The sequence below is a fragment of the Paenibacillus contaminans genome (assembly GCF_003285015.1).
Lineage (GTDB): Bacteria > Bacillota > Bacilli > Paenibacillales > NBRC-103111 > Paenibacillus_V > Paenibacillus_V contaminans.
Genome location: NZ_QMFB01000061.1, coordinates 1 through 23,716, shown reverse-complemented (window position 1 = coordinate 23,716; position 23,716 = coordinate 1). Strand labels below are relative to the sequence as shown.

Here is a 23,716-nt window from a genome sequence, read left to right as displayed (position 1 = left end):
CCATTTCATGATGCGTGGCCCCCTCCTTGCTGCATAAAAAGGTACTTTCTAAACAGTCTGAAAAACTGCATGTAATTTACTAGCAAACGCTCATTTCGGGCGAATTCGGTGGAATTACCTGCATTTTTTACAGGTAATTCTTTTTCCATCACCGTTTGGCCAAAAATAACTGTACATTTTCCATGCAACTTGCTGGCTATGAGCGGATTAACCTGACAACATTGCCCCGCCCCCGGCACGCGCTGCTCGGTCGCACGCCGGCTGTCAGCCCTCAAACCCGGCTTATGCAAGGGACGGACAAACTCCCGATTGGCGGAATACTATAAACGGTCGTGCGTCATTTTTTCTTTGCCATCGCGTCCTTATACCATTGCATCATTTTGTCTGCGCCGATTTTTTTCACATCTTCGATGAACTTGGCTTTCTGCGCCTCGAATTGCTCTTCCGTTTTGATTCCCACGATTTTAATCTGGTTGTTTCTCACGTAGGTGAGCAGATTCGCTTCGATTTTGGTGAATTCGTCCTTAACGCTCGCATCTTCCGTATAGGCCGGCAAATCCATCGTGAACGACGTATCCAGATACTTAACCTTCTTTTTCATATACAAATCGGCAGGAAGCTCCACGTTGAAGTGCTCCGCTCCTTTTTTCTGCGCCGCCGACAATCGTTCCTTGACATATTCCGGTTGGAACATGTAGTAAATCGGAATATTGAACTTTGGATCGATAATGTCCCAACCCCGTGCCAAGTTATGATATTTGTAAATACCGCTTTTGATTTTGTAATCCGCATCGTTCTTTAAACCGTCGAGCACTTCCTTCTTGTACGCCGGCTTGCCGTTAACCGCATCCCAATGCACGCCTTCTACGCCGTTGGCGATCAGCCGTGTGCCTTCATAGGAAATCAGGAAATCGAGCAGTTCCACCGCTTTCTCCGGGTGCTTCGTGTTTTTGCTGATAAAGAAATTGTACGATCCTTGCGGCAGCGAATAACTGACGATGTATTTGTCCAGTTTATTCGGGGCCGGCATTTGGAAATAGTCCTTCTCCGGGGTTCCGGCTGCCTGGAACGCTTTCCGTCCGCCTTCGATCGTCCATTGCGCAAAGCCCAAAAACAACCGGTTCGCGTTCGCTTTCTCCAAATAATTATCCCATTTCATCGTAAACGAATCGGGATCGAGCACGCCTAAACGATACGCTTTATTGTACCAAGTAACCGCTTTCCAGAAGTAGGAATCGGGGTCGGTCAAGTAAGGAGTAATCTCCTTCGTTTCCATGTCGTAAACGCCCCAGTTGCCTACCAACGATTTGCCTTCAAACATCCCGAACCCGCCGCTGAAAGGCCAATCTCCCCAGCTGTCTCCGAACCAGGCGGATACGCCGTACGTTTTTTTGCCGTCCGCATTGGTCGGCTCAAGCTCCATCATTTGTTTCAGCACCGGCAAATAGTCGTCCATCGTTTCCAGCTTGGGAAAGCCGAGCTTCTCCCACAGATCGTAGCGCAAATACGGCGCCACCTGAACCTCGACCGGATCGGACTGCGAGTCGCCGCCCGTGGCCATTATATATACTTTGCCGTCCGTTGTCCCGTCCGTGCTCTTGCTCAGCATTTTCCGGGAATATTCGATCCGAAAAGGAGCCTCCTCCACGATGTGCTTAGCGTGCTTCTCCAAGTAATCGTCCATCGGAAGCGCCGCCTTGGCGGCAATGACCTTGGCAATCAATTCGCCTGATGGGATCCAGGAAATATCGGGCAAATCGCCGCTCGCCAGCTGCGCGGCAAATTTGGCGTTTACGTCGCCGACCGCATTGGCCGGAATGATATTCAATTTAATATTCAGCTTCTTTTCGATTTCCTTCATAACCGGATCGTCCTGGAAGCCCGGCGGAAAGCTCTTCTCGAACGGCGGAGTCGAGATCGTCAGCTCAACCGGCTCTTCCTTCGGTTTGTCCGACTCCTTCGCTGTCTGCGTGCCGGTGCTGCTTGGCTGCTCCGGGTCATTCGTTTTGCCGCCCGAAGAACAACCGGAAATGGCCATCGTGAGGGCCGCCAGTATAAGAGCTGCGCTTTTTACCCCTTTTTTCCCCTTGAACAATGTCATCATTCCTCTCGATTGAATGCTGCGTTGTATATGAACCATCCTTATGGAATACAACCTGTTTAAGCCTTTCAGCCTTTCACGGCGCCGACCATCATGCCGGATATAAAATACTTTTGAAGGTACGGATAAATGAACAATACGGGCAAGGTTGCGATCATCGTAATGGCCATCCGGATCGAAGTCGGCGTAACCTCCATAACCGTAACGTTGCTTCTGACCGTTTTGGAGGAGAGCGCCATCATATTCGACGTCTGGTCGGTGAGATAAGAAAGCAGCACGAGCTGGAACGTTTTCAATTTCGGATCGGACACGTAGAAAAAGTTATCGACCCAGGAGTTCCACTGATTGACGGTCGAAAATACGATAACGGTAGCCAGCACCGGCATGCTTAGCGGCATGATGATTTTGGCATATACGGTAAACGGACCCGCGCCGTCTATCATCGCCGACTCCTCCAGCGAATCGGGCAGCGAGGAAATATAGGCGCGCAGCAGGACGATATAAAAAGGAACGATTGCCGTAGGCAGAATATAAACGAGAAAATTATCCTTCAAACCGATTTCCTTCATCAAAATGTACATCGGAATAATGCCGCCGTTTAAGTACATCGTGATTAGCGTCATCCGGTACATGAGCCGGCGATAGGCCAGCTTCCTATGCGTCAGCACGTAAGCGAACATCGAACAGCATACGAGGGTAACGAGCGTTCCGATTACGACTCTTGCGGCCGATACGAGGAACGAACGGGCAACGCCGTCGGCGCTTAGCACCTTGATATAACTCGTCAGGGTAAAACCTTTCGGCCATAAATAGATGCCGCCCTTCGCCGATTCTTCCGGTATGCTGACGGAATAAATAAGAATGTAATAAAAAGGATAAATGCAAATCAAAACAAGCAGCGCGAAAAATAAATAATTGAATACGGTGAACGTCTTGTATAACAGGCTGTCATGCTGCTTCAAGCGGCTGTCCCTCCTTTACCGGCGTCAAATGATCGAGTATCCGTATATTTTCTTGATCACCCCGTTGATTACGAACAGCAATACGAGGCTGACCAGCGTTTTATACAAGCCGACTGCGGTCGAAAATGAAAAATCGAATTTGACAAGACCGATCAGGTAGATGTAATAATCGAGCGTCATAATTTTGTCGTGTACGAGGGCGTTATGGAATACGTAAATTTGTTCGAAATTGTAATTCAGCAAATTTCCGATGCCCAGCAGCATCATAATCATGAAGGTCGGCATCAGACCCGGAAGCGTCACGTGCAGCACTTGCCTGAACCGGCCCGCTCCGTCAACACTTGCCGCATCGTACAGCTGCAAATCGATGGAATTGATCGCGCCCAGGTAGATGATCGCGCCCCATCCGGCCGTTTTCCAGATCAGGACAAACGTTTGGAACACCCACGTTGCACCCTCGTTGCCCAACAAATTGAAAGGCTCGCTGATCAGGCCGATTCGCAGCAGAAAATCGTTGACGAGCCCCCCGTCCACAGAGAAGAAGAAAAAGAAAACGGCGTATACGATGGTCATCGATATAAAATTCGGCAGCGTAATCGCGGTCTGAACGCTCCTGCGTACGCGCATCCTTCTCATTTCATGCAGCATAATCGCGACGATCATCGGAATCGGCGACACTAGAAAGTTCAGAAGACCAAGCACGAGCGAGTTGATCAGCGCCGTATACAATTCCGTTCCATAGCTGAAAACCTGCCCGAAATATTTCAATCCGACGAACTTGCTCTCCGTAATGGGGAGCCCCGGAATATATTCGACAAACGCCATCACCCAGCCGAACAAAGGGACGTAGTTGAATACAAATACTAGCAGCATGAACGGAATCGACATCAGCGCGAGCTGCAAGCGGGTACTGTTTATTCGTTTGATCATTCTTTTTTCCTCCAGCAGCAAATCATCGTGCATTCCCCCGATTTGGTTGGTTGTCTTTCGTACACCCTAATTGTAAGCGCCTTCGAAAACTCCTCTCAACCGGAAAAACTTAAAAAAAACCGACCTCATTATGGGAATATCCCTGAGATCGGTTTAGCCTTTATATTCGGACGGGTACACGCCTGTCAGCTTTTTAAATATTTTGTAAAAGTAATCGGAGCTGCCGTAACCGACCTCTTGGCCGATCTTGTTCGCCTTCATATGGGTTTGCGTGAGCAGTTCCTTCGCTTTATTAACCCGAATTTGGTTTAAATAGGCGGAAAACAGCTGTCCCGTTTCTTTCTTGAACATCTGGCCCAAATAAGCCGCATTGATGTGAAACTCCAGCGCCAACGTCTGAAGACCGATCTCCTTGCTGTAGTTACGTTCGATATAGTTCAGCATCTCTTCGACGTACGGATTTTTGACGGCCTGCTGCGAGTCGGAGCCGTCGATAATTTGCAGAGCCAATTGTGTGACTTGATCGACGATATCCTGAAGCTTCCTCAGCTTAAGCAGTCGCAAGCTCCACTCATTGCCGGAAAGCAAATGCTCCGCGCCGATTCCGTTCGTTCTTGCGCCGTTGATCAGCTGATACACCGCCTCGATTGTGACGCTTTTGACGAGCTCGGGCGTAGCTTCACCCGACATCTCAAGCCGGCTGTACAACGATCGGACCTTATCCGCGGCTTCTTCCTTATCCATCAGCGACATCGCCCGCTTCAAGTCCTCCATGCCGGAATGGACGATACCGTCGATTTCGCTCCGGTTCCGCTCGACCGTCTCTTGAACGACGATGCGGTTAGCCGGATAAACCAGCGAATAGTCCTGCAAGTCCTTTGCGGCCCTATAGCTTTCATGCACCTGAGGCAGCGACTTCACGCCGTGCCCGACGGTAATGAATACGTCCTGCTTCAAATACGAACGGATGCCGGACAGCATCTCCTCGAGAATCGCTCCGGTTCGCTCGCCGGTCAATGCATTCATGCTTCCCCTAAACAGCACGATCGCTTCGTCGCCGTCGAAATTTTCAAAGACGAAACCCGCTTCTCGCGTAAGTGCTATTTCTTCACATATGTTGCGGATTGCGTAATGGATCGGCGCATCTTCCTCTTCGGCCCATCTACGTATAATGGCTGCCCTGTAGCTTTCCGCTTCCACTTCCATGTCGAGAAAGGACGCTTTATTAAGCAGCTCCTGAATGCTGATCCGATCGGTCGAGAGCCGAAACAGCACGTTGTCCTTCAGTGCGGAAATCGCTTCCCGCATATGGATGCGCTGCTCCTCGTCGCTCCGGTGCTGCTCCAGCTTGCTGACGATGTTCTGCATCGTAATCGACAGCTCTTCCTGATCGACGGGCTTCAACAAATAATTTTCGATACCGAGCACCGCCGCCGCTTTAACAAGCTCGAAATCGTTATACCCGCTCAAAATCACGCATTTGATAGCCAATCCGTTATCCTTAATATGCCGGATTACGTCCAAGCCGCTAATGCCGAGCATACGGATGTCGGTCAGCAAAATCTGCACCCGATGCTCCGCTATGAACCGGATCGCCTTTTCGCCGCTCGTCGCTTGTCCGGCGATTTCGATGCCGTGCTCCTCCCAATCGATAATGTGCTTCAAGCCTTCGAGAATGAATGGCTCATCGTCTACCAGCAGCACTTTATACATGATGATTCATCTCCTCTTTCGTCAGCGCCGGAATGTCAAGCGTAACCTTCGTGCCTTGTCCCTCTTCACTGTCCAATCGAAGGCCGTACTGCAAACCGAAAAGCATGCGGATTCGCTCGTTCGTATTGTGCAGCCCGATACGCTTGTCCCCGCCGGGCGCCGCCGATTTGCTCCATTGTTTTTGAATCGACTGCAGCTTATCCGGTGGTATTCCTCTCCCGTTGTCTTCGATACCGATTCTGATGCCTACGTCGGTTTTCCGGCACCGAATATGAATGCAGTGTGTCTCCTTCTCGGGATCGACGCCATGCACCATACTATTTTCAATAAGAGGCTGCAGCAAAAGCTTGCCGATCGCATAATGCGAAATGTCGTCTTCGGCATCAATCCGCACGATAAGCTGATGCGCAAACCGGTAAGAAAAAATTTTCAAATACATCTCGCAATAAGAGAGCTCATCCTTGAGCGTGACGATCCCGTCCTTCAAAATGACGTAACGGAACATCGTGGACAACGAATAGATCATGTCCGCTACTTGACTATTTCCGTCGGTTATGGCCTTCATCCGGATCGATTCCAGCGTGTTGGCGAGAAAATGCGGATTGATCTGGGACTGCAAAGCTACAAGGGTAGCGTTTTTACTATCGATCTCCGCGACGTACACCTTGTTGATGTACTCGATCAGACGCTCCTGCATCACATTGAACTGCTCGGCGATTTGCCCGATTTCATCCCCCGACGATTTGACCACTACCGGACGCAGCAGATCCAGCTTGGGGAGACGCCTTATCGCATGAAGAAGCGCTTTCACTCTGCGCGAAAAGATTTGCATGCTTGCCGTATTCAGCAGCACCGACAAGATGACGCAAAGAAGGCCGATCTTATAAATTTCCGCTTTGATCGCTTCGATCGAGCTGTAAATCTCTTTTTTCGGCATAACGCCGGCTACGGTAAAGCCGTTGTTTGTTTGCAGCATGTTTACGATATAGTTGTCGTTCTGGTATTCCTTCATATTTTTGTTGACGATATCGTTCAGTTCCGGAATCGGCTTTTCGTAGCGCGACGAAGAATCGAAGATCAGCTCCCCTTCTTTGTCCAGAATGAGTATCGTTCCTTTTATTTCATCTTCATATTGCGCGTAAGAAGACCGAAGCGACGCCGCATCGAAATGGACGAGCAGCTTGCCCGCATTCATGTTCAAATCCCGGCTCCTGACGTTCGAGCCCACCGCGAAAACCCGCTTCTCCGCCGCCCCCGGCAAACGCTGCCCGTAGGAAGGCGTCACGACGACTCCGCTCAAATCGTCGGTAATCCGCTCGAGCCACAACTCCTCCTCCGCCGGCACCTCGCGGGCTCCCCCCCATTTGTTGATGAAATACGGCTGGAATAACCCTGTCTTGTTCGGATACAAGGAAATGCTCGTAATATCCGGGTCGCCAGCAAAGGCGGATACTAGAAAGGCGTCCAGCTTCGCTTTCTTCTCGCGGAATTCCGCTTCCCGAGTTTCCGTCTGTTCCACCAAATCGAAAATATACGAATAGGTCGTTCTGTCAAAAAACATTTGCTGGATGATCTTTTTCACTACGCTTTGCTTGGCTTCGAAATACGTTTTGATCCCGTTAAGAATTTGCGTGTTGAACTTGATCTCTTTCTCTTTTGTGTCCTTGGTAATGTTTTCGGAGACGGTAACGATCAGAATGCCGAGCGATACGAGGATGATCAATATATTCGTAAGCAGGATGCGAGAAAAAAACTTCCGTTTGAAAAAAGTAAAGTAAATATTTCGCAGCAGCCGTCTCACCTCCGTCCATCCGCTTGTAAGAATAATTATATATTCTATTTTTCTTTAAAGTTCAACATAATTCGATACAAAAACAAATAGCCCCCGTTTAAAAACGGAGACTATTTCTAGTTCGGCGCGTTCCCGGCTCCCTACCTATCATCGCATTCTCCGTACGGACGTCGGGTTACAAACGCTGCGAAAATCACTGCGCTCCGCGACTTACCCGCAAGCGTCTCCTCTAGAAAAAATCGGTCAAGTAAGTCGTCCGTTTCGGAAGGATGCGTTCCCATTTCTCGATTTCCGTTCCGCTCCCCGACAATCTTCCGATTTCGTGCAGGAAGGAAGGCCGCCGATAACCGATCATCATGGACGAAAAGGCTTGAATGTCGCAGGTGACGCCCTCACCATCCAGACTTTCCGAACCCTCCAGTTTTGCCGCAATAGCCTTCCCTTCCGCATCCACGCTCAGCCGGAACGTTCCTTGATTCCACGGCGCATGCTCGTCAGTCAAACGGATCGTTAATTCCACGCTGTCTTCTCCCGATGCAAAAGGAAAACGATTCATAAACGCCAGAACGTCAACGATACGCACCATAAAAAATGCGGTCAGCTCTTGCTTCACATCAGGATTGCGCAGCGAGAACATAAAGCCGTCGTCCGCAGGCGCGCTGCACGATACGCCTTCGACTATCGAATCATGATTGCCGGCAAAATGCCAAAGCCCTCTGCGGCTGTCTTCATCCAAATAAATCATCTCGTGAATGCCCATGAATCTGTCTTTGATCGTATACAGCATATAGCCGCGAGGCTCTCCCGGGCCGTTATAATAAATCGCCATATTGCCGAGCTTTCTGCGAAAAACATGCCGCCGCCACCATGCTTCGTCGCGATGCAGCATGCCGTTGTATCGCGGGGCGAACGCTTCGTACACCCGATGAACGGGCTCCCAATCGTTCGCATTTCCCCGTTTGATATGCCCCTCCGCTGCCTGAAATTTGCCGTGATCCGCAAGCTTCAGCGAATACGATTTCACCTCGGAGAAATATTCCCACCCGTATTTGCGGTAGAACGAATACGAGAACGGATTCAGGAACGATATCGTTTGACCGCTGTCCCTCATCGCTTCGAGTCCGCGAGCCAGCAGCCGGCCTACCATCCCTTGCCGCCGCATTTCCGGATAAGACGCCACTTGAGCAATTCCGCCCATCGGGAATAATTGCCCGTTCAAGTAAATTTGGAGCGGCAGAACGGCGATCTGGGCCGCCAGCCGATCGTCCAGGAAATACCCCCATACTTGCTCCGGCTTGATTTGCGCGCGCCTCTCCCGAAGCTCCTGCTCCGTAAAATTGACGGCAAAAGCGACTTCCGTTAATTCCATGCATTGGTCGATTTCATCGGCGGTTATTTGCCTGATCATGACATCGGCCCCCTTTATGCTAAATGTAGTTGAGTCCATATGTGTACGGAAAAGGGACGGGGAAAAGCTTTCGTAAAGCCAAGTTCAGCTTGTCGTCTTCGATGCCGACGGCCGGCTCGGGATCGAACAGCAGCGATACGAAAGCGGACGGCTCCAAAACGGCGCTTCGTTCCGCGAGCGCTACGAGCACACGGCCATTCCCGGCCGTTTCAAAACGAAGCCTTCCCGCCGCGTCTCCCGCTTTATGCTGCAAGTACGGCAGCAGCTGCCGAAGCAGCCTTTCCGGCGAGATGACTTTTACCGTCCCGCCGTTCGTTTCGGCTGCCGCCAACGAACCGGAAAGCTCCTGCAGCAGCTCCTTTTCATGCCAAGGAACGGGGACGCTCAGCGTCGCCAATCCGTAACGGGAGAGCGCCTCTCTTAGCAGCGCCGCAACCGTTCCGCCGTCTCCCGCCCATTCGATCGCGGCGGCTTCGGAATCCGCTCCCGCATAAGGGATGCCGATAACGGCATAACCGAGCATCTCGTCATTGCGTTCGGCGATCAGAAGCTTATAGGATTGTTTCCGGACCGTACCCGCCGCCTCGGCCCGAAGCAATAAAGCGAGATCCCAAACGCTCTGCTCGAAAGCGCACAGACGTCCGGCAGCCGCCGTTCGAACGCGCAGCCAGTCCGTATCCCGCATTTCCCGGATCGTCAGTCCGTCCCGCGGCTCGGCGCCGGCCGCCGTCACGCCTGCGGACGCCGCAATTGCGGGCGTCGTGCCTGCCGATACCGCACCAGATGCTGCGTCTATGGACGCTGCGGTTGCCGATGCCGTGCCTGCTGAAGCGTCTATGGACGTTGCAGTTGCGGGCGCCGTACCCGCTAACGCCGCATCTACGGAAGTTGTGCCCGCGGAAACCTCAGATCGCGGCAAAGCGTGATCTCCGCCTTGCTCAACCGTTCCCGCTTTCAGCGTCAAACGGCTAACGGACCCGAACGGATAGCAATGAGCCCGCGAATATAAGCCGCGTTCTCCCGAAACGAGCAGCAGCGAGGCGCCTGCTTGCTCGACGTGCTCCGTCACCGCGCGAAGCGCATGCTCCGCGTAGCCCTTCCCCCTATAGTCCGGATGCGTGCATACGCCGCCGATCGAATAACACGCTACGGCAGCCGGTCCGATCTTCACGATGGACGGCACCAAGCCGATAAACGAGACGAGTCTGCCGCCCTCGTAAACCCCGAAGGATTGTCCCAGCCCCGGCGCAAAAACGAGCGGATGCGATTCCGCATAGCTCTTTTTATCCGGATCCCTGCTTCGAAAAACCAAATCCGTCAACTTTACCGCTTGCTCGACTTCCTCCGGCCGTATGTGCCGTATCTCCATTCCGGAATCCCCCGCTTTCCCGTCCTCAAGTTGGCCTATCGTTCGTTTAAGTATACAGTATCCCACAGCAGTCCTAAGCGAAACGATCATATTTATGACTCGTTAAGCTTTTGTTCATAATGTGAAAAAAAAGTGAAGCATCCAAAAAATCGATCATTTCTAAAGACATGAAGTCATGCTTTAATAAAGGGGTAAGGTTTCTGAAAAGTACGCAAATTTTAAAGGAAAACAAGTGTCTCATACGGAATCTTATAGTAAGCGCTTTCCTCAAGATGATTACGTCAAGTAGGTGATACGAGAATGAGATTGTTGGACGGACGGCCCGTCCTTCGCAGGATCGGGCTTACCTCGCATTCCTTGTTTGTCAGGCTGCTGGCCAGTTTTTTGATCATCATCTTGCTTTTGGGTTCGTTCATCATCTTTTCCGTCGTGTTTTATCGCGACAGCATGAAGCAGGACATCATCAAGTACAACACCTTGAACCTGCGAAATACGACCTCCAGCTACGAGAACCAGTTCGAGCTGATTCAGAAAGCCGTATTGACGTTCTCTCTCGGAGATAAGGTTCAGCAGATCAACACCGAGCGTTTCGACTATTACACGGCTTCCACATTGATCGACGATATCCAGCATTTCTTGTCCAATCCGTTCCTGTATCTCGATAACCTGCTCCTCCTATACAAGGGCAGCTCGTTCGCGCTCGAGAAGAGCAGGGGCTACGACGCGGTAACGATGTTTTCGCGCTACAACAATAATCCCTCGTACCCTTACGCGTTCTGGAAAGAACAATTCGACGAGCAGTATAAAGTACGGATTTTGCCCTCCTCCGTATTTGCCGAAGTCGATTGGGAGGGGCGGAAAAGCAATGAAAGAACGCTCATCCCCATTGTCGTCAAAAACAAAATGTACGCCGATATGTATGCGGTCGCGATGATCGACGCCCAAAAGATATACAAGGCTTTTCACCGCTCCATCAATGACAACTTTTATATTTTGAACGGCGATCATCAATCGTACTTCTCTTCCAGACAGACGGACATCGACGCATTGCCGGACTTCGAAGATCCGAAGGGCTTTATCAAGGAAGGCAAAAATTATTATTTTTACGAAAAAGGCGAAACGACAGGGCTGACCTACGTCAACATCATTCCCGACGAACACATTTACTCGGAAATCGGCTGGAACTTTACGTTCGTTTTTCTGCTCATCCTGTCCATTGTCATTAGCGTTATCGTCTCCCTCCTGTTCAGTATGAAGCTCAACCGTCCCGTCAAACGGATTGTCGACTCCCTTGCAGCGCCGAACGTCCAAACGTCATGGAAGAGCGATATTAAAGAATTCGCCTTTATCCACGAGAAGGTCAGCCACTTTCTGCAAGCGAATCACGACATTCATCAAGATTTGGCCGAGAAAACATCGCTGCTCCGGTACTACGCCTATACGAATAAACTGAAAAAAATCCGCAGCAATTTGAACGATCTGCAGGACCTGGTCCCGGGCGACCGGTCATTTGTCATGCTGCTGTTTCAGCTCGCTTTTAAAACCCGCTTCCATAAGGAGCTGTTAGCGGAAGAGGAACGGGCGACATTTTACATTACCGAATATATCAATCATGTCATGCTGGGCAAGTACGAGGACTCCCTCACGTTCCAGATGGAGAACGATCAAATTTTATCGATCGTTTCGGCGGAAGGCGGCGAAATCGATATGACCGGCGTTCTGGATACGATCAAGCAGGTGCTCGATCTGGAAAAGGACTACTGCTTCCTGACCATCGCCGTCAGCTCGCGCTCCAACGATTTGAATGCGGCCTACAAAAGCGTGCTCGAGCTGCTCAAAACGCGGAAATATAACGACTGCACGCAGATCATATACGAAGCCGGGACGTTCAAGGAAACGAACGTTTTGCTTTCGCCGCCGCAGGAATCCGAGTTTCATACTCATTTGATCAACGCTAACGACGACCTTTTGCTGCAGATCGTAGTCCGCATGCTGAACCAGTTGAAGAAAAAGGACGCTCCCGCTCTTCAGGTGGCCGGATTTGCAGATAGCCTCCTCCATCATATTCAAAATACGCTGCTCGCCCGCAGCATCGATACCCGCTTCCTGCAGCATTATCAGGAAAAGCTGACGACGTGCCACTCCTTCGCCGAGCTGGAAAAGCTGTTCTGCGAGCTGCTCCCTATCGCCGCCCGAAGCATTAGGGATAAGGTCGAAAAGCGTGACCATATCATCGAGTTTGTACATGACTATTTAAAGGAGCACTACGATCGAGATATTACGCTCGACATTTTGGCGGATAAATTGAACATTACGCGCAGCTACCTGTCCACCTATTTCAAAGAGAAAACGGGCGTCTACTTCGTCGATTACGTCAATTCGGTGCGGATCAATAAAGCGAAAGAGCTGCTCGCGCTGCCCGACATCAAAATTCAGGAAACCGCGGCGCAGGTCGGCTACCAGAACATCAATTCCTTCAACCGCATGTTTAAAAAGTTTACCGGCGTTACGCCCAGCGAATTCCGAAAAGCGGAAATCGTCAACGAAGGCCGGTAATCCCGTAGGACCGGCACGTCGGGCACGCTGCTCCGCAGCATGATGGCTGGCGGAATGCTGCGGAGTGCGTTCCGCGAGACGACGGAGGGCCGCTTGCTGCAAAACGCGTTCCTTGAGTCGACGGCCGGCCGGTTGCCTCAAAACCCGTTCCCCTGAGTCGACGGCCGGCCGTTGCAGCAACACCCGTTCCCTGAGTCGACGACAGGCCGGTTGCTGTAACTCCTGTCCCCCGAGTCGACTGCGCGGGCCGGTTACAAAGTCTTTACGCTTGATAAACGCCTCTCTGTTCGCCTACATTGACAAGTTAGCGGCTCCCGCAGTTCGATTTCGCCCAATTGGAGCAGCGATATCGCCCTTATCTTCTGCTCCAGTCCGATAAAACCCACTTCGAGAGCTGTTTTAACATATCCCTAGGAAAATACCTCATTCCAATTGGGCAAAACCTGATTCCAGCTCTACACCGCGCTTGCATTCTCGCTACAATTGGGCAAAACCTGATTCCAGCTCTACACCGCGCTTGCATTCTCGCTACAATTGGGCAAAATCGGACTCCAGCAAGAGCAGGTCTCCCTGTTTATTGGAATGCGGTTGCTCCCCTCAGAACTATAGGTAAACAATCATATAGGAGACTGAAGCCGCTTAACCTGACAACAATGGCAGGTCCCGCCCTCGCTCAGCCCCTTCGTTGACTACGGTCAATCGTACAGATCGGTGCTCAAATACTTCAAGCCGGAGTCGTTGACGGTCAGCGCGATCGTCGCGCCCCGCTCCGCTCCTTGAAGCAGCTTCAGCGCAGCCGCCACATTCGCTCCCGAGGAAAAACCCGCGAAAATTCCTTCCTTGCGCGCAAGAAGCCGGGCGGCTTCCATCGCTTCTTGATCGGATACTTGGATATAACCGTCAATCGTATCCGGATCGATGAGCGGCAGCTCCATGCCGTAGCCGCCGCCCTGAATTTTATGATTGGGATTGTCCGGCTCGATCAAATAACAGCGGATTTCGGGTTTATACCGCTTGAGCCGTCGGGCGCAGCCGGCGAACGTTCCTCCGGAGCCCGCGAAGTCGAGGAAAACGTCGATATCCCCGCCGGTCTGCTCCCACATTTCTTCCGCCGTATGGCATTCATGCGCATGAATGCTGCCCGGCAGACAGAACTGGTCGGCACGAAACGCACCTATTTCCCGGATGATCCTCTGCGTTTCCAGCTCCACCAGCGCCAAGTCTTCCCCGGAAACCTGACCGGGCGCGGAACCGCGGGCTTGATCGACAAGCACAACCTTTGCCCCGAGCGCTCTCATCATGCGCGCCCTTTCCGTCGAGTTTCCTCTGGACATGACCGCAAGGAACGGATACCCCTTTACAGCGCAAACGATCGCCAGTCCCGTTCCCGTATTCCCGCTCGTCAACTCCACGACAGGCTGACCCGGCCGCAGGCTTCCGTCCCGTTCGGCTTCCTCGATGATTTGCAAAGCAATCCGGTCCTTCTTGCTGAAGCCTGGATTGAAATATTCCAGTTTTGCCGCTATTTTGCCCTCAAGTCCCCGGGTTAACCGGGAAAGCTTGACCATCGGCGTGCCGCCGATCGTCTTGTGTGCGCCATCATGCATCTTGTTTATACCGATCCCCGCCCTTCATGGTCGTTCCCGCTTATTTGACGTTTCAAATGGTCGACCATGCCGTCAATCCGCACGCTTCCCGGAGGTAAGGTCCGAACAAGCTCCTCAACGTCGAAGTGACGAAATAAATCGGATAGGAATATGGACGGCCCCCATTTCTCGCTGTCATTTTCCAGGAAATAACGAAAGGAGCCGAGCATGTTTTTGGCGCGTACTTCATGAATGCCTTCGATAACGGCCGTATACAGGGCGGTAAGCGCATGCTCCTCTTTGCCGTAAATGGCGATCGGACGGTTTTGAATGCCCGGATAAGCCTGCATGATGCGTACTGCGGCTATCGCGTCCAGCACTCGCATTCCCTGCAGCGTTTGGCCCAGCATCCGAACATGGTAGCCGATCGCCGTTTCGACGTCGAACATGCCGAACGAGCTTCGCGGATCCGGCTTCCCCCGCCCCGTGCCGCGCGGCTCCACGCAAAGAATGGCGGCGTATCCGGTTTCCAGCAGCTTGCCGCTGTCTTCGCCCCATTCCCCGATGTGAACCAGAACGGCCGAATTATCGGACTTCCCCGTCTCGAGCAGCGTCCCGTAAACGGGCATGCCCGGCTCGGCCTGGAACGTCAAGAGCTTCGCTTTGAGGTGCTGCGGAAAGGGGGGTTCGCCTTCGGACGACTCGGGAGCGCCAGCTGCGTGTGACGGCCCGGCAGCCGTTGCTTGCGATTCGAGCGACTCTCCTTCGGCCCGACCGGTTAAGCCCGCTGCTTGCGATATGGGCTTTTCGTCACCTGGCGGCCCCGCAGCAGCCGAAACATGCGCCAAAGGCCATTCCGCCGCTTGGGATGCGATGATTTGGGCTTGAAGCTCGTCGGCGCTAATCCGCAGCGCTGCAAGCACCTTGTCGCGTTTCGGCATATCGGAATGCCGACTGCTTAGACCGGCTCCGCTCGTTCGGATGGCCGCTTGATCCCGGACGTAGTCCAATATGCCGTAAGAAGCGCGCCGCCGTTCAAACGCATCGTTTTGATTGCTGAACAGCTCGCTCTCCGTCGGGAGAGCCTCATAATCGATCGCTTTATCCTCCGCGAAATCGACGCCGAAATGCCGGCAAAAAAACGACAGCACTTTCGCACGCGTATCGAACCAAAAACCGTGCCCGCGCAGCGACACATAAATATCCAAATTCTCCTCCGCGCCAAGCAGCGCGTACATTTTTCTCGCCTCGATATAGCTGTCCCGCGTGCCTTCGATCGGAAAAAAGTCGAACAATGCGGAGCCGATCATATACGGCTTCGGCGCGGCGGCCGTTATCAAGTCGCTTATGTCCAATCCCTTCTCCATTATTCCGGGAACGCACTGCTCCGCGTCCTGTGCCAATATTTTTCCGAGCATGGGCCGAAAACCGGTAATATAACAGCTTGGGGCAACGGCTTTGATTCTTTCGTCAAAAGCCCCCATGTAAGCGGACATGTTGCCTCCTCCCGAATTGCCAGTTACCGCAATCCGCTCCGCATCCGCTTCTATTCGAGTCAATAAATAGTCGAGAGCCTTGATATTGTCGCTCATCATATAACGCGCAGCATGCTCGCCGAGCAAGCTCAATCTCCGGTCCGCCAAACAATGGGCGTCGACGGCGTCCAGCCATCCCCTCCCGTTCTCCGGATCGGCGATTTTTCTTTCCCCCTGCCCGATCGGATCGAAGGTCAGCACGCAAAAACCGTTCAAAACCGCCTCCACGCAAAAGGAGACGTATGTAACGCTGGCTTTTCCTTCGGGCGCATGCCCGCACAGCATCAAAACGGCCGGCAGCCGCTCGGCTTTCCCCTTCGGATAATAAAAATTAGCCGGAATCAACACGCCGGTGTCGCTTTCAATGGACACGCAGTCGATTAAATAAGCTCCTTTATCTACCGTTCCCGTCACTACGGCACGAACGTTCGGACTGCCGGGCACAAGCCCGAGGCATTCCTTGAAGCCGGCTCTTACTTCGTCTATATAGCGCTGCGCCTTTTCAGGCGTATCAATGGTTTTGACCCTCGTCTTTCTTTCAAGCACATACTGCAAATTTCGCCGATCCAAATAGCTTAGCAAAGGATTTTGATGATACCGCTCGATCTCCGGATAAACGTCAAGGTAACTGTTCTCTCTCCGCTTCATCGCCAGCTGTTCCTGCTTGGAGTAATTACGTTTCATAGCCCCTCCCTGTAACGCCGTTTAACCCGCCAAAGATAAACGCATGCGGTCAGTCCTAAACAAATCCCCCGAAAAGGATGCGCCTATGACATCTTTGAGCCACCTGACGTTTACCGATGAAAAATCCGTTCTTACAGCGTGGTTTAATCATAATAAATAGGATGTAAACTCCGCCAATGACGTGTGCTTCCTTTCCGTAAACTCCGGCCTTCCCCATGATCGCTGACTGCCGCTGCAAGTCGATTTTGCCCCACTATTTGCAAATATTGCCGGGCATCTGCAGTTGTAGTCCGACTTTGCCTGCTTGAAACGCCATTTTTGCATAGCCGGCTTATTCCATCGTGCTGCAAGCGGGCCAAATCGAACTACGTCGCTTATCCTCGTTTATACTACTCACGCAAGAGTGTTTTTTCGGACTACAGCAACGATTCGGATAAATAAACGTTCATACCAATACTTGCCGATACTCCAAAAGGGGGCTTCCGCCCCCTCGGAACGGTTAATTCCATTCGCCGGAAATACCCGATTCTTTCAGCAATTTATTCACTTCGTCGATCACTTCTTTACCGCCCTTGCTCAAATATTCGTTGACCATCTTATCCCAATTGGCGATCGGTTCCTGGCCGACGATCATCTTCGTTTGGTACTCGATCAATATTTTGTTCAGCTCCGACTCCTTGGCGGCGCGCGCCGGAGAATGAATCCGGTTTACGGGATTGATATAAAACTTCGTATTTTTGAGCGTATCGAACGCGGACTGCACGAAGTTTTTGGCCATCGCGTGCGACACCATTTTGATCGGCTCGTTCGCTTCGTCGTTAGGCGCCCAGTAGCGGTCGGTAACATACGTTGTCGGACGAAGATCCGTCGTATTCTCGATCGGAACGGCGACGCCGTCCACCCAGTTGTACGCTTTGCCTTGCCCGCCCTGCTGCCAGTCGTAATCCGGGTTTTGCGGGTTGCGCTGATCGACCGGGATATACGTTCTGAAGTAATCCTCCATCTGCAAAATCCGGTTCACCTTATCCGGATCGTCCTTCAGCTTTGCGTTAAGCGTGACGATCTGATAATAACCCGGAAGCGCCGCGTATCCCGTTTGGCCGTCATCCTGCTTAAACGGCGGAATCACGACAATGTCCGCAGTAGGCTGAAGCTCTTTGAGCGATTTAAACCGCGATTCGGAGAAGTCGTAAGGCTGCTCGTAAAAAATGCCCGATTTGCCGGCAAAAAAGTCCTTGCGCACGTCGGCGATTTTGGAAACCGCCCAGTCTTTATGGATCGCCCCTTCCTTGTACAAGTCGGCGAGCAGCTGAATTTGTTTTTTGTAGCCGTTCGATATGTTGCCCGGTATGAGCTGGCCTTGATCGTTCTTATGATACCAGGCCAAATCGGTTTCGACGTTCATCCAGGCGCCGTAAACCATATCCTTCGCCATGCCGATGCCGTACGTGTCGTCCTTCCCGTTTTTATCCGGATCGTTCTTGGTGAAGGCGATTGCGACCTGCTTCAGCTCGTCGTAGTTGGTCGGCATTTTCAAGCCGAGATTGTCCAGCCAGTCTTTGCGGATAATGGGCTTCTTGCCGTATTTAAGCGGAAAATATTGCGGAATCGCATAAATTTTCCCGTCGACCGTAACGGCGTCCCAAACGTATTTGGGAACCGCTTTCAAAGTTTCGTATTTGTTGATGTAATCGTTCAACGGAAGGAAAGCGCCTTGCTTCGCCCATTTCACGAAATTGGCATTGGCCGATTCCATATCCACCATATCGGGCATGTCGCCGGCGGCCATGACAACCGGCAGCTTGTTCTCGTATTCGTCGTAAGGCACAAACTGCGGCTTGAAATCGATGTTGAACTTTTCGTTGATTTTTTTGACGCCTTCGCCGTCCGGAGAAGGAACCGGACTGAACCACGTGCCGGCTATGGATGTAATCGTCAGCTTTTTGTTTTTATTCTCGGCGGCCGGCGTACTTGGGCTCGTATTTGAATTCGTGTTCGTCCCCGCTGCCGCGCTTTCGGCCGGTTTTTTTGAGTTATCGCTGGAGCATGCCGCCAATACCCCTGTCAAGCTTACAGCAAGAATGCCCGATACTAACCGTTTCATATGCAGCCCTCCGGTTCATTAAATGTCCATGCCGTTACCATTCGCAATCTTTCCTGCAATTCCTGCCGGACCCTCTTCATCTTTCTTTCCAGTTTCATCTCGCATAGCCAGCACTCGTTCCTAATCCGGTTCTCTGCAGCGCTTCCCGGTCTGGTCTAAGCTCGCCCGGCCCGGCATCGCCGCACTCCCGTGCCTGCTTGGTTTAAACGGTTTTCCGCAGTGCATCCCGTTCCTACCCGTCCGGCCTACACCCACCCGGCTCGTCGATCCGGCATCGCCGCATTCCCCTTGCCTTTCTGGCGCATCAGGTCCGGCATCCGTTTCCCCTTGCCAGCTCACTCGCTCAGCCTTTCACGGAGCCCAGCATCACCCCCTTGGCGAAATGTTTTTGCAGGAACGGATAGATGATCAAAATCGGCAGCGTAGCGAGCAAAATGGCAGCCATTCCGATCGTTTCCGGCGGCGGCTGATGGCCCGATGTAGCGGCGTCCCGCGCGGCTGAAGCCAAGGCGTTCGTTGCGTCGTTTAATATAACGATTTGCCGAAGGATGACTTGAACGGTCCATTTGGCCGGATTATTGAGGTATAGGATAGCCGTAAAGTACGTGTTCCAATGGCCGACCGCGTAAAACAGCCCGAAAGCCGCAAACGCGGGTCTCGATAACGGCACGATAATCCGCGCAAAAATTTGCAGTTCGTTCGCCCCGTCAATAAGCGCCGCCTCGTTCAGCTCGCCCGGAATGTTCAGGAAAAACTGGCGGATGACGATCAAGTTAAAGGAGCTGATGGCTCCCGGAATAATGAGCGCCCAGAACGTATCGAGAAGGCCGGTTTCCTTGACGATCAGGTAGGTCGGAATCATTCCCGCGCCGAACACGAAGGTGAAAAGCACAAGGAACAAAAAGAACCGCTGCCCGGTAATGTTACGCGTCAAGGCGTAAGCCATCGTAGACGTCATAAACAAATTGACCAAGCTTCCGATTACGGTCACATAGACGGTCACCCACAAGGAGCGAATGAACTCTTTGGAGTTCAGAATGAATTGATAGGAATCGACGACCCACGTTTTCGGCCAGAGCAAGAGCTCGGATTGCAGAAACTGTTCGTAGGAGGAGAAGGATACCGCGACGATGTAATAGAACGGAAAAAGCATGACCAGCGCGATCACAACCAGCAGAAAGGCGTTTGCCGTATCCACGACCTTTTCCGAGAGCGTTTTCTTAATAACCATGACGATAACTCCCTTCCGCTAGAAGACGCCTTCTTCGCCGAATTTTTTGGCCAGCCGGTTGGCGAGCACGATGAGAACCAGACCGACAATCCCTTTGAATAAACCTACCGCGGTGCCGAAGCTGAAGTCGGCCTGCTGGATTCCTTTGAAATACACGTACGTGTCCAGCACGTTGCCCACCTTCATGGTAAACGGATTCAGCATCAGAAAAATTTGCTCGAAGCCGGAATCCAATACATGGCCGAGCCTCAGGATAAGCAGAATGACGATCGTTCCGCGTATCGCCGGCAGCGTAATATGCCATATTTGCCGCCAGCGGCTGGCGCCGTCGACGATAGCCGCTTCGTACAAGCTCGGGTTGACGCCGGCCAATGCCGCCAGGAAGATGATCGTCCCCCATCCCGCCTCCTTCCAGATCCCCTCCAGCACGATCAAAGGCAAAAACCATCCGGGCTCCTGCAGGAACGATATCGCCTCCATGCCGAACAGAAGATGAAGCAGCTTGTTGACGAGTCCCTCCGTTTTCAGAAAAATCGTAACGATTCCGATAACAACGACCCAAGAGAGAAAATGAGGCAAATAAATGATCGATTGGATGACCCGTTTGAACCGTTCGTTTCTCAGCTCGTTCAGCATCAGCGAGAAGAGAATCGGCACCGGGAACGCGATCGCAATTTGCAGGAACGACAGAAACAGCGTGTTCCACAGGACGCGTATGACTTCTTGGTCTTTGAATATTTTGGCGAAATGCTTGAGCCCGACCCATTCGCTGTTCAGAAAACCCGTAAAGGGACTGTAGTCTTGAAAGGCGATAATATTGCCGAGCATCGGCACGTACTTATAGACGATAAAATAGACGAGTCCCGGAAGCAGCAGCAGAAATGCGTATCTTTCCTTCCAGAGCCGGGCCCAAACGAATTTCTTTCGGGCTTCCGGCTCCCGCTTCCCGGGAGGGCGGATCGGCATTGAGGTAGCGGACACCGCAGTCACTCCTTTCATGCAGTTGTAGGCTTACTTTAAGGCGCCGATCGGATAAATGTCTTCGAATGCCTCGTCGTCCCCATGGTCGGGTCCGTGCCACACGCTGCTGCCGAAGGTCGTCAAATAAAGCATGTTTTCGCGGTACGGATCGATGAACGGACTATGTCCCCACTTGAAATTGTAGCCTTTAAGCCTTTTCCACGTTTCTCCCCGGTCATCCGTGCGATATGCGCCGTTGTCGAACGTATTGATAAACATCGTGGAAGGCCGGTTTGGGTCGATTGCGATGCCGTACACGTGCTTGGAGCTGTCAAAAATGGAACGCCAGCTCGCCCCTCCGTCCCCGGTGGCATACACGCCGCCGTCGCGCTCTTCTCCGTCGATGGTCCGCGGCCAGCAGGCGAGTGCCATCCGTTTCGGATTGCCAGGATCGAAAACCAGATCGTTAGGGGCATTGGCTCCATCCGGCAGATCGAGCCTCTCCCAGCTCTCGGCTCCGTCTATAGAGCGGTATAAAGCCCCGTCGACCGCTTTGCCCCTTCGCAATCCGCGTGCAACAAGCAAGTACAAGGTGGAGTCCGGCAGCATGACGATGCGCCAAGCGTTGAAATTTCCCGATATGCCGCTATTTTTGAGCGTCCATGTGTTTCCGTCGTCCGTCGATTTATAAACGCCCTTGTCGAAGACGGCGGCATAAAGCGTCCGGTTGCCCGGGGGGCTCGAGGGATCCAGCGCGAGGTACGTCGTGACGCTGTTTTCCGGCATCCCCGCATTCGATCGGCGCCACGAAACGAGACCGTCGTCCGACTTGCCGACGCCGCCCTCATAATGCCGGAATCGGCCGGAGCGCATCATTTTGGGACGGGGCAAATCATGCGCGCTTCCCCATGCCCCCCATACCCTCCCCCTGACATCGGGATCGAATACAAGCCAGTAGCAGGTGTTTCCCCATGCCGGCGTCATCCCGCCGATCGAATGGCGCCATGTGCGGCCGCCGTTCAAGGAATGGAAGCATCCGATGTCCGTATAGGAAATCGCGATATGGCTGCGGTCGAACGGATCGAAATGCACGCCGTAACATGTGGTAACGTCCAACCCGCGGGACGATACGGAGCCGTCGGGATACTCGTCTGCGTACACCTGCTCCCACGTTTCCCCTCCGTCCAATGTCCGGTACGTGGAGCCCATGTCCGTCGCGTAGCATATTCGCGGATCCGCAGCGTGAACGCCTACGCCAAGCGGCGCGATTCCTTTCGGCCCGATTCCGTTCCACGAGGGCGTATAGTTGTTTTCGACCCAGCTTCCCTTCAAATTCGGCGCAGTGACATGACTGTCGGACTTCAGCACCCACTCCCACGACTCGCCTTCATCTACGCTTTTCAGGAAGCCCCAGCTCTCGATGATTGCCCCTGCACCGCTTTCCTCCGCAATTTCCGGGTACTGCGCAGCACCCAAATAAAGCGTGCGGCTGTCCAGCTCCGAAGCGCCCAGAAGTGTAAATTCCGGCAGAAGCCTGGTTACCGGACTTGCGTGGTTTCGGCTGATGACCGAATTGACGGGCTTCCAGCTTTGGCCCTTGTCATCCGATTTCCAGACGCCCGAGACAAGCACCTGCTCCTCCCACTCCGCTGCAGCCGTAAAGAAAAACACCGTATTGCCTGTCGTCGGATTCCGAGCCGCGCACGCATGATGGATGTCGCGGACTTGCCGAGGCAAAGCAACGGCTTCCGGCTCGCCTCCGCGAAATGCGGAATCGGCGGTATAAACGCCGCTATCCGTAAAAACGTACAGCCGGCGCCGCTCTCGCGGAGAGTCCGTATCGATATGGATGCCGTGCACTGCGGCGCCATTCGCCCTGAACAGCTCCGTCCAGCTTTTCCCCCGGTCTACGGAGAAATAAATCGTCGTCGTGCGGCGTTCCTCTTCGCTCCCCTGCATATGAAGACCCACGTAAAGTTGATTCGTCTGCTCCCGGTCAATTTGGACGGCGGTTATTTTGGCGGCGCCCGGCCATACGGCATCCGAAGAAACCCATATATTCGAGGAGTGGTCGCCCACCATCCGTTCATCCGTCACTTTATCCGGGTCGGGAAATATAAGCCTCCACGTTTCTCCCTTGTCTTCCGAACGAAACAGCCCGGCCGACGAGGATCCGGCATAAATAACATCCGGGTTTACCGGATCGAAGCGGAAGGAGCTGACGACCGTCCGCAAGTGAAAATGTCTCCAGGACCGCCCTCCGTCCCGTGTAATGTAGGCGCCTGTCATATCGCATGCGATCAGCGCAAGGTTCGGGTCGTGCGGACTGACCGTCGGGAGGAACTGTCCGCCTCCCCCTCCAGGGCCGATAATTTCCCAGCGGTCCCGGCGGTTCGACAATTGTTTCGCCATTAAGCATCTTTCCTTTCGTCGATAGGGGTATGAGACCCGGCATACTCAAAGTGTACGGAACGATCGCTCCATAATAAATCGCTGCTATTTTGACAGCTTCATCGTTTTTAGGAAAACTGAAAAATAAGTGAAGCTTCCAGAAAAGCGACCACCCCGCCGCATAACGGCAAAAAGAGCCGGCACGCTGCCGACTCCCCGATGGATGATGTGCGATTGTTTATTGAAGCTCGATTCGCCGAATTATAGGCATAACCGACGGTTGCATCTTACACGTCTGCCGAATGCAAAAAAAGCCGCCGATCTTTTTGATCTGGACCCTTTGTCAAGGACACTTGAAAAAAGCCTAGCATCTAGGCGGTTAACAAAAGATGGT

General features: G+C 52.7%; 15 protein-coding genes. 1 reads left to right on the top strand and 14 read right to left on the bottom strand.

Annotation, left to right across the window (positions count from 1 at the left end; all coding sequences use genetic code 11):
- Positions 1–5: 5 nt before the first annotated feature.
- From DQG23_RS43345 to DQG23_RS41230, 8 genes are all read right to left on the bottom strand, one after another.
- Positions 6–290, bottom strand: a complete 285-nt coding sequence (locus tag DQG23_RS43345; protein ID WP_113036892.1) for a hypothetical protein — start codon at positions 288–290, stop codon at positions 6–8.
- 47 nt (positions 291–337) lie between these two features.
- Positions 338–2,140, bottom strand: coding sequence for an extracellular solute-binding protein (locus DQG23_RS41260; RefSeq protein ID WP_113036891.1), 1,803 nt, complete (start codon positions 2,138–2,140; stop codon positions 338–340).
- 29 nt (positions 2,141–2,169) lie between these two features.
- A complete protein-coding gene (locus tag DQG23_RS41255) occupies positions 2,170–3,063 on the bottom strand; it encodes a carbohydrate ABC transporter permease (RefSeq protein ID WP_113036890.1) in 894 nt (297 codons plus the stop codon).
- 24 nt (positions 3,064–3,087) lie between these two features.
- On the bottom strand, positions 3,088–3,993 hold the full coding sequence (locus tag DQG23_RS41250; protein ID WP_158560965.1) for an ABC transporter permease subunit: 906 nt from the start codon (positions 3,991–3,993) through the stop codon (positions 3,088–3,090).
- A gap of 153 nt (positions 3,994–4,146) precedes the next feature.
- A complete protein-coding gene (locus tag DQG23_RS41245) occupies positions 4,147–5,706 on the bottom strand; it encodes a response regulator (RefSeq protein ID WP_113036888.1) in 1,560 nt (519 codons plus the stop codon).
- Positions 5,699–7,507 (bottom strand): sensor histidine kinase, encoded by a 1,809-nt coding sequence (locus DQG23_RS41240; RefSeq protein WP_113036887.1) that lies wholly within the window; start codon positions 7,505–7,507, stop codon positions 5,699–5,701. The genes DQG23_RS41245 and DQG23_RS41240 overlap by 8 nt, the downstream gene beginning before the upstream one ends.
- A gap of 220 nt (positions 7,508–7,727) precedes the next feature.
- Positions 7,728–8,906, bottom strand: a complete 1,179-nt coding sequence (locus DQG23_RS41235; RefSeq protein ID WP_158560964.1) for a GNAT family N-acetyltransferase — start codon at positions 8,904–8,906, stop codon at positions 7,728–7,730.
- A gap of 19 nt (positions 8,907–8,925) precedes the next feature.
- Complete coding sequence (locus DQG23_RS41230; RefSeq protein WP_158560963.1) at positions 8,926–10,275, bottom strand: GNAT family N-acetyltransferase; 1,350 nt, start codon at positions 10,273–10,275, stop codon at positions 8,926–8,928.
- A 300-nt stretch (positions 10,276–10,575) separates the two neighbouring features.
- Here DQG23_RS41230 and DQG23_RS41225 point away from each other — a divergent pair, with 300 nt between their 5' ends.
- Positions 10,576–12,831, top strand: a complete 2,256-nt coding sequence (locus DQG23_RS41225; RefSeq protein ID WP_113036884.1) for a helix-turn-helix domain-containing protein — start codon at positions 10,576–10,578, stop codon at positions 12,829–12,831.
- Between the two features lie 695 nt (positions 12,832–13,526).
- On the opposite strand, the gene DQG23_RS41220 is transcribed toward DQG23_RS41225, so the two are convergent.
- From DQG23_RS41220 to DQG23_RS41195, 6 genes are all read right to left on the bottom strand, one after another.
- Positions 13,527–14,438: a PLP-dependent cysteine synthase family protein gene (locus DQG23_RS41220; protein ID WP_113036883.1), complete on the bottom strand. Its 912-nt coding sequence runs from the start codon at positions 14,436–14,438 to the stop codon at positions 13,527–13,529.
- Positions 14,439–14,443: 5 nt separating this feature from the next.
- Positions 14,444–16,636, bottom strand: coding sequence for an alpha/beta hydrolase family protein (locus DQG23_RS41215; RefSeq protein ID WP_113036882.1), 2,193 nt, complete (start codon positions 16,634–16,636; stop codon positions 14,444–14,446).
- Positions 16,637–17,135: 499 nt separating this feature from the next.
- Positions 17,136–18,740, bottom strand: coding sequence for an extracellular solute-binding protein (locus DQG23_RS41210; RefSeq protein WP_113036881.1), 1,605 nt, complete (start codon positions 18,738–18,740; stop codon positions 17,136–17,138).
- Positions 18,741–19,083: 343 nt separating this feature from the next.
- A complete protein-coding gene (locus tag DQG23_RS41205) occupies positions 19,084–19,971 on the bottom strand; it encodes a carbohydrate ABC transporter permease (RefSeq protein WP_113036880.1) in 888 nt (295 codons plus the stop codon).
- A gap of 18 nt (positions 19,972–19,989) precedes the next feature.
- Positions 19,990–20,937, bottom strand: coding sequence for an ABC transporter permease (locus DQG23_RS41200; protein ID WP_238178267.1), 948 nt, complete (start codon positions 20,935–20,937; stop codon positions 19,990–19,992).
- Positions 20,938–20,982: 45 nt separating this feature from the next.
- The gene (locus tag DQG23_RS41195) at positions 20,983–23,343 is read right to left on the bottom strand and encodes a WD40/YVTN/BNR-like repeat-containing protein (RefSeq protein ID WP_113036878.1); all 2,361 of its coding nucleotides are present in this window, start codon (positions 23,341–23,343) and stop codon (positions 20,983–20,985) included.
- Positions 23,344–23,716 lie beyond the last annotated feature (373 nt).

Bases quoted from the DNA above. Each gene is read 5' to 3' on its own strand.
- DQG23_RS41260 (WP_113036891.1), bottom strand. From the start codon at position 2,140: ATGGTTCATATACAACGCAGCATTCAATCGAGAGGAATGATGACATTG.
- DQG23_RS41250 (WP_158560965.1), bottom strand. From the start codon at position 3,993: ATGATCAAACGAATAAACAGTACCCGCTTGCAGCTCGCGCTGATGTCG.
- DQG23_RS41245 (WP_113036888.1), bottom strand. From the start codon at position 5,706: ATGTATAAAGTGCTGCTGGTAGACGATGAGCCATTCATTCTCGAAGGC.
- DQG23_RS41235 (WP_158560964.1), bottom strand. From the start codon at position 8,906: ATGATCAGGCAAATAACCGCCGATGAAATCGACCAATGCATGGAATTA.
- DQG23_RS41230 (WP_158560963.1), bottom strand. From the start codon at position 10,275: ATGGAGATACGGCACATACGGCCGGAGGAAGTCGAGCAAGCGGTAAAG.
- DQG23_RS41225 (WP_113036884.1), top strand. From the start codon at position 10,576: ATGAGATTGTTGGACGGACGGCCCGTCCTTCGCAGGATCGGGCTTACC.
- DQG23_RS41220 (WP_113036883.1), bottom strand. From the start codon at position 14,438: ATGCATGATGGCGCACACAAGACGATCGGCGGCACGCCGATGGTCAAG.
- DQG23_RS41215 (WP_113036882.1), bottom strand. From the start codon at position 16,636: ATGAAACGTAATTACTCCAAGCAGGAACAGCTGGCGATGAAGCGGAGA.
- DQG23_RS41210 (WP_113036881.1), bottom strand. From the start codon at position 18,740: ATGAAACGGTTAGTATCGGGCATTCTTGCTGTAAGCTTGACAGGGGTA.
- DQG23_RS41205 (WP_113036880.1), bottom strand. From the start codon at position 19,971: ATGGTTATTAAGAAAACGCTCTCGGAAAAGGTCGTGGATACGGCAAAC.
- DQG23_RS41200 (WP_238178267.1), bottom strand. From the start codon at position 20,937: ATGCCGATCCGCCCTCCCGGGAAGCGGGAGCCGGAAGCCCGAAAGAAA.
- DQG23_RS41195 (WP_113036878.1), bottom strand. From the start codon at position 23,343: ATGGCGAAACAATTGTCGAACCGCCGGGACCGCTGGGAAATTATCGGC.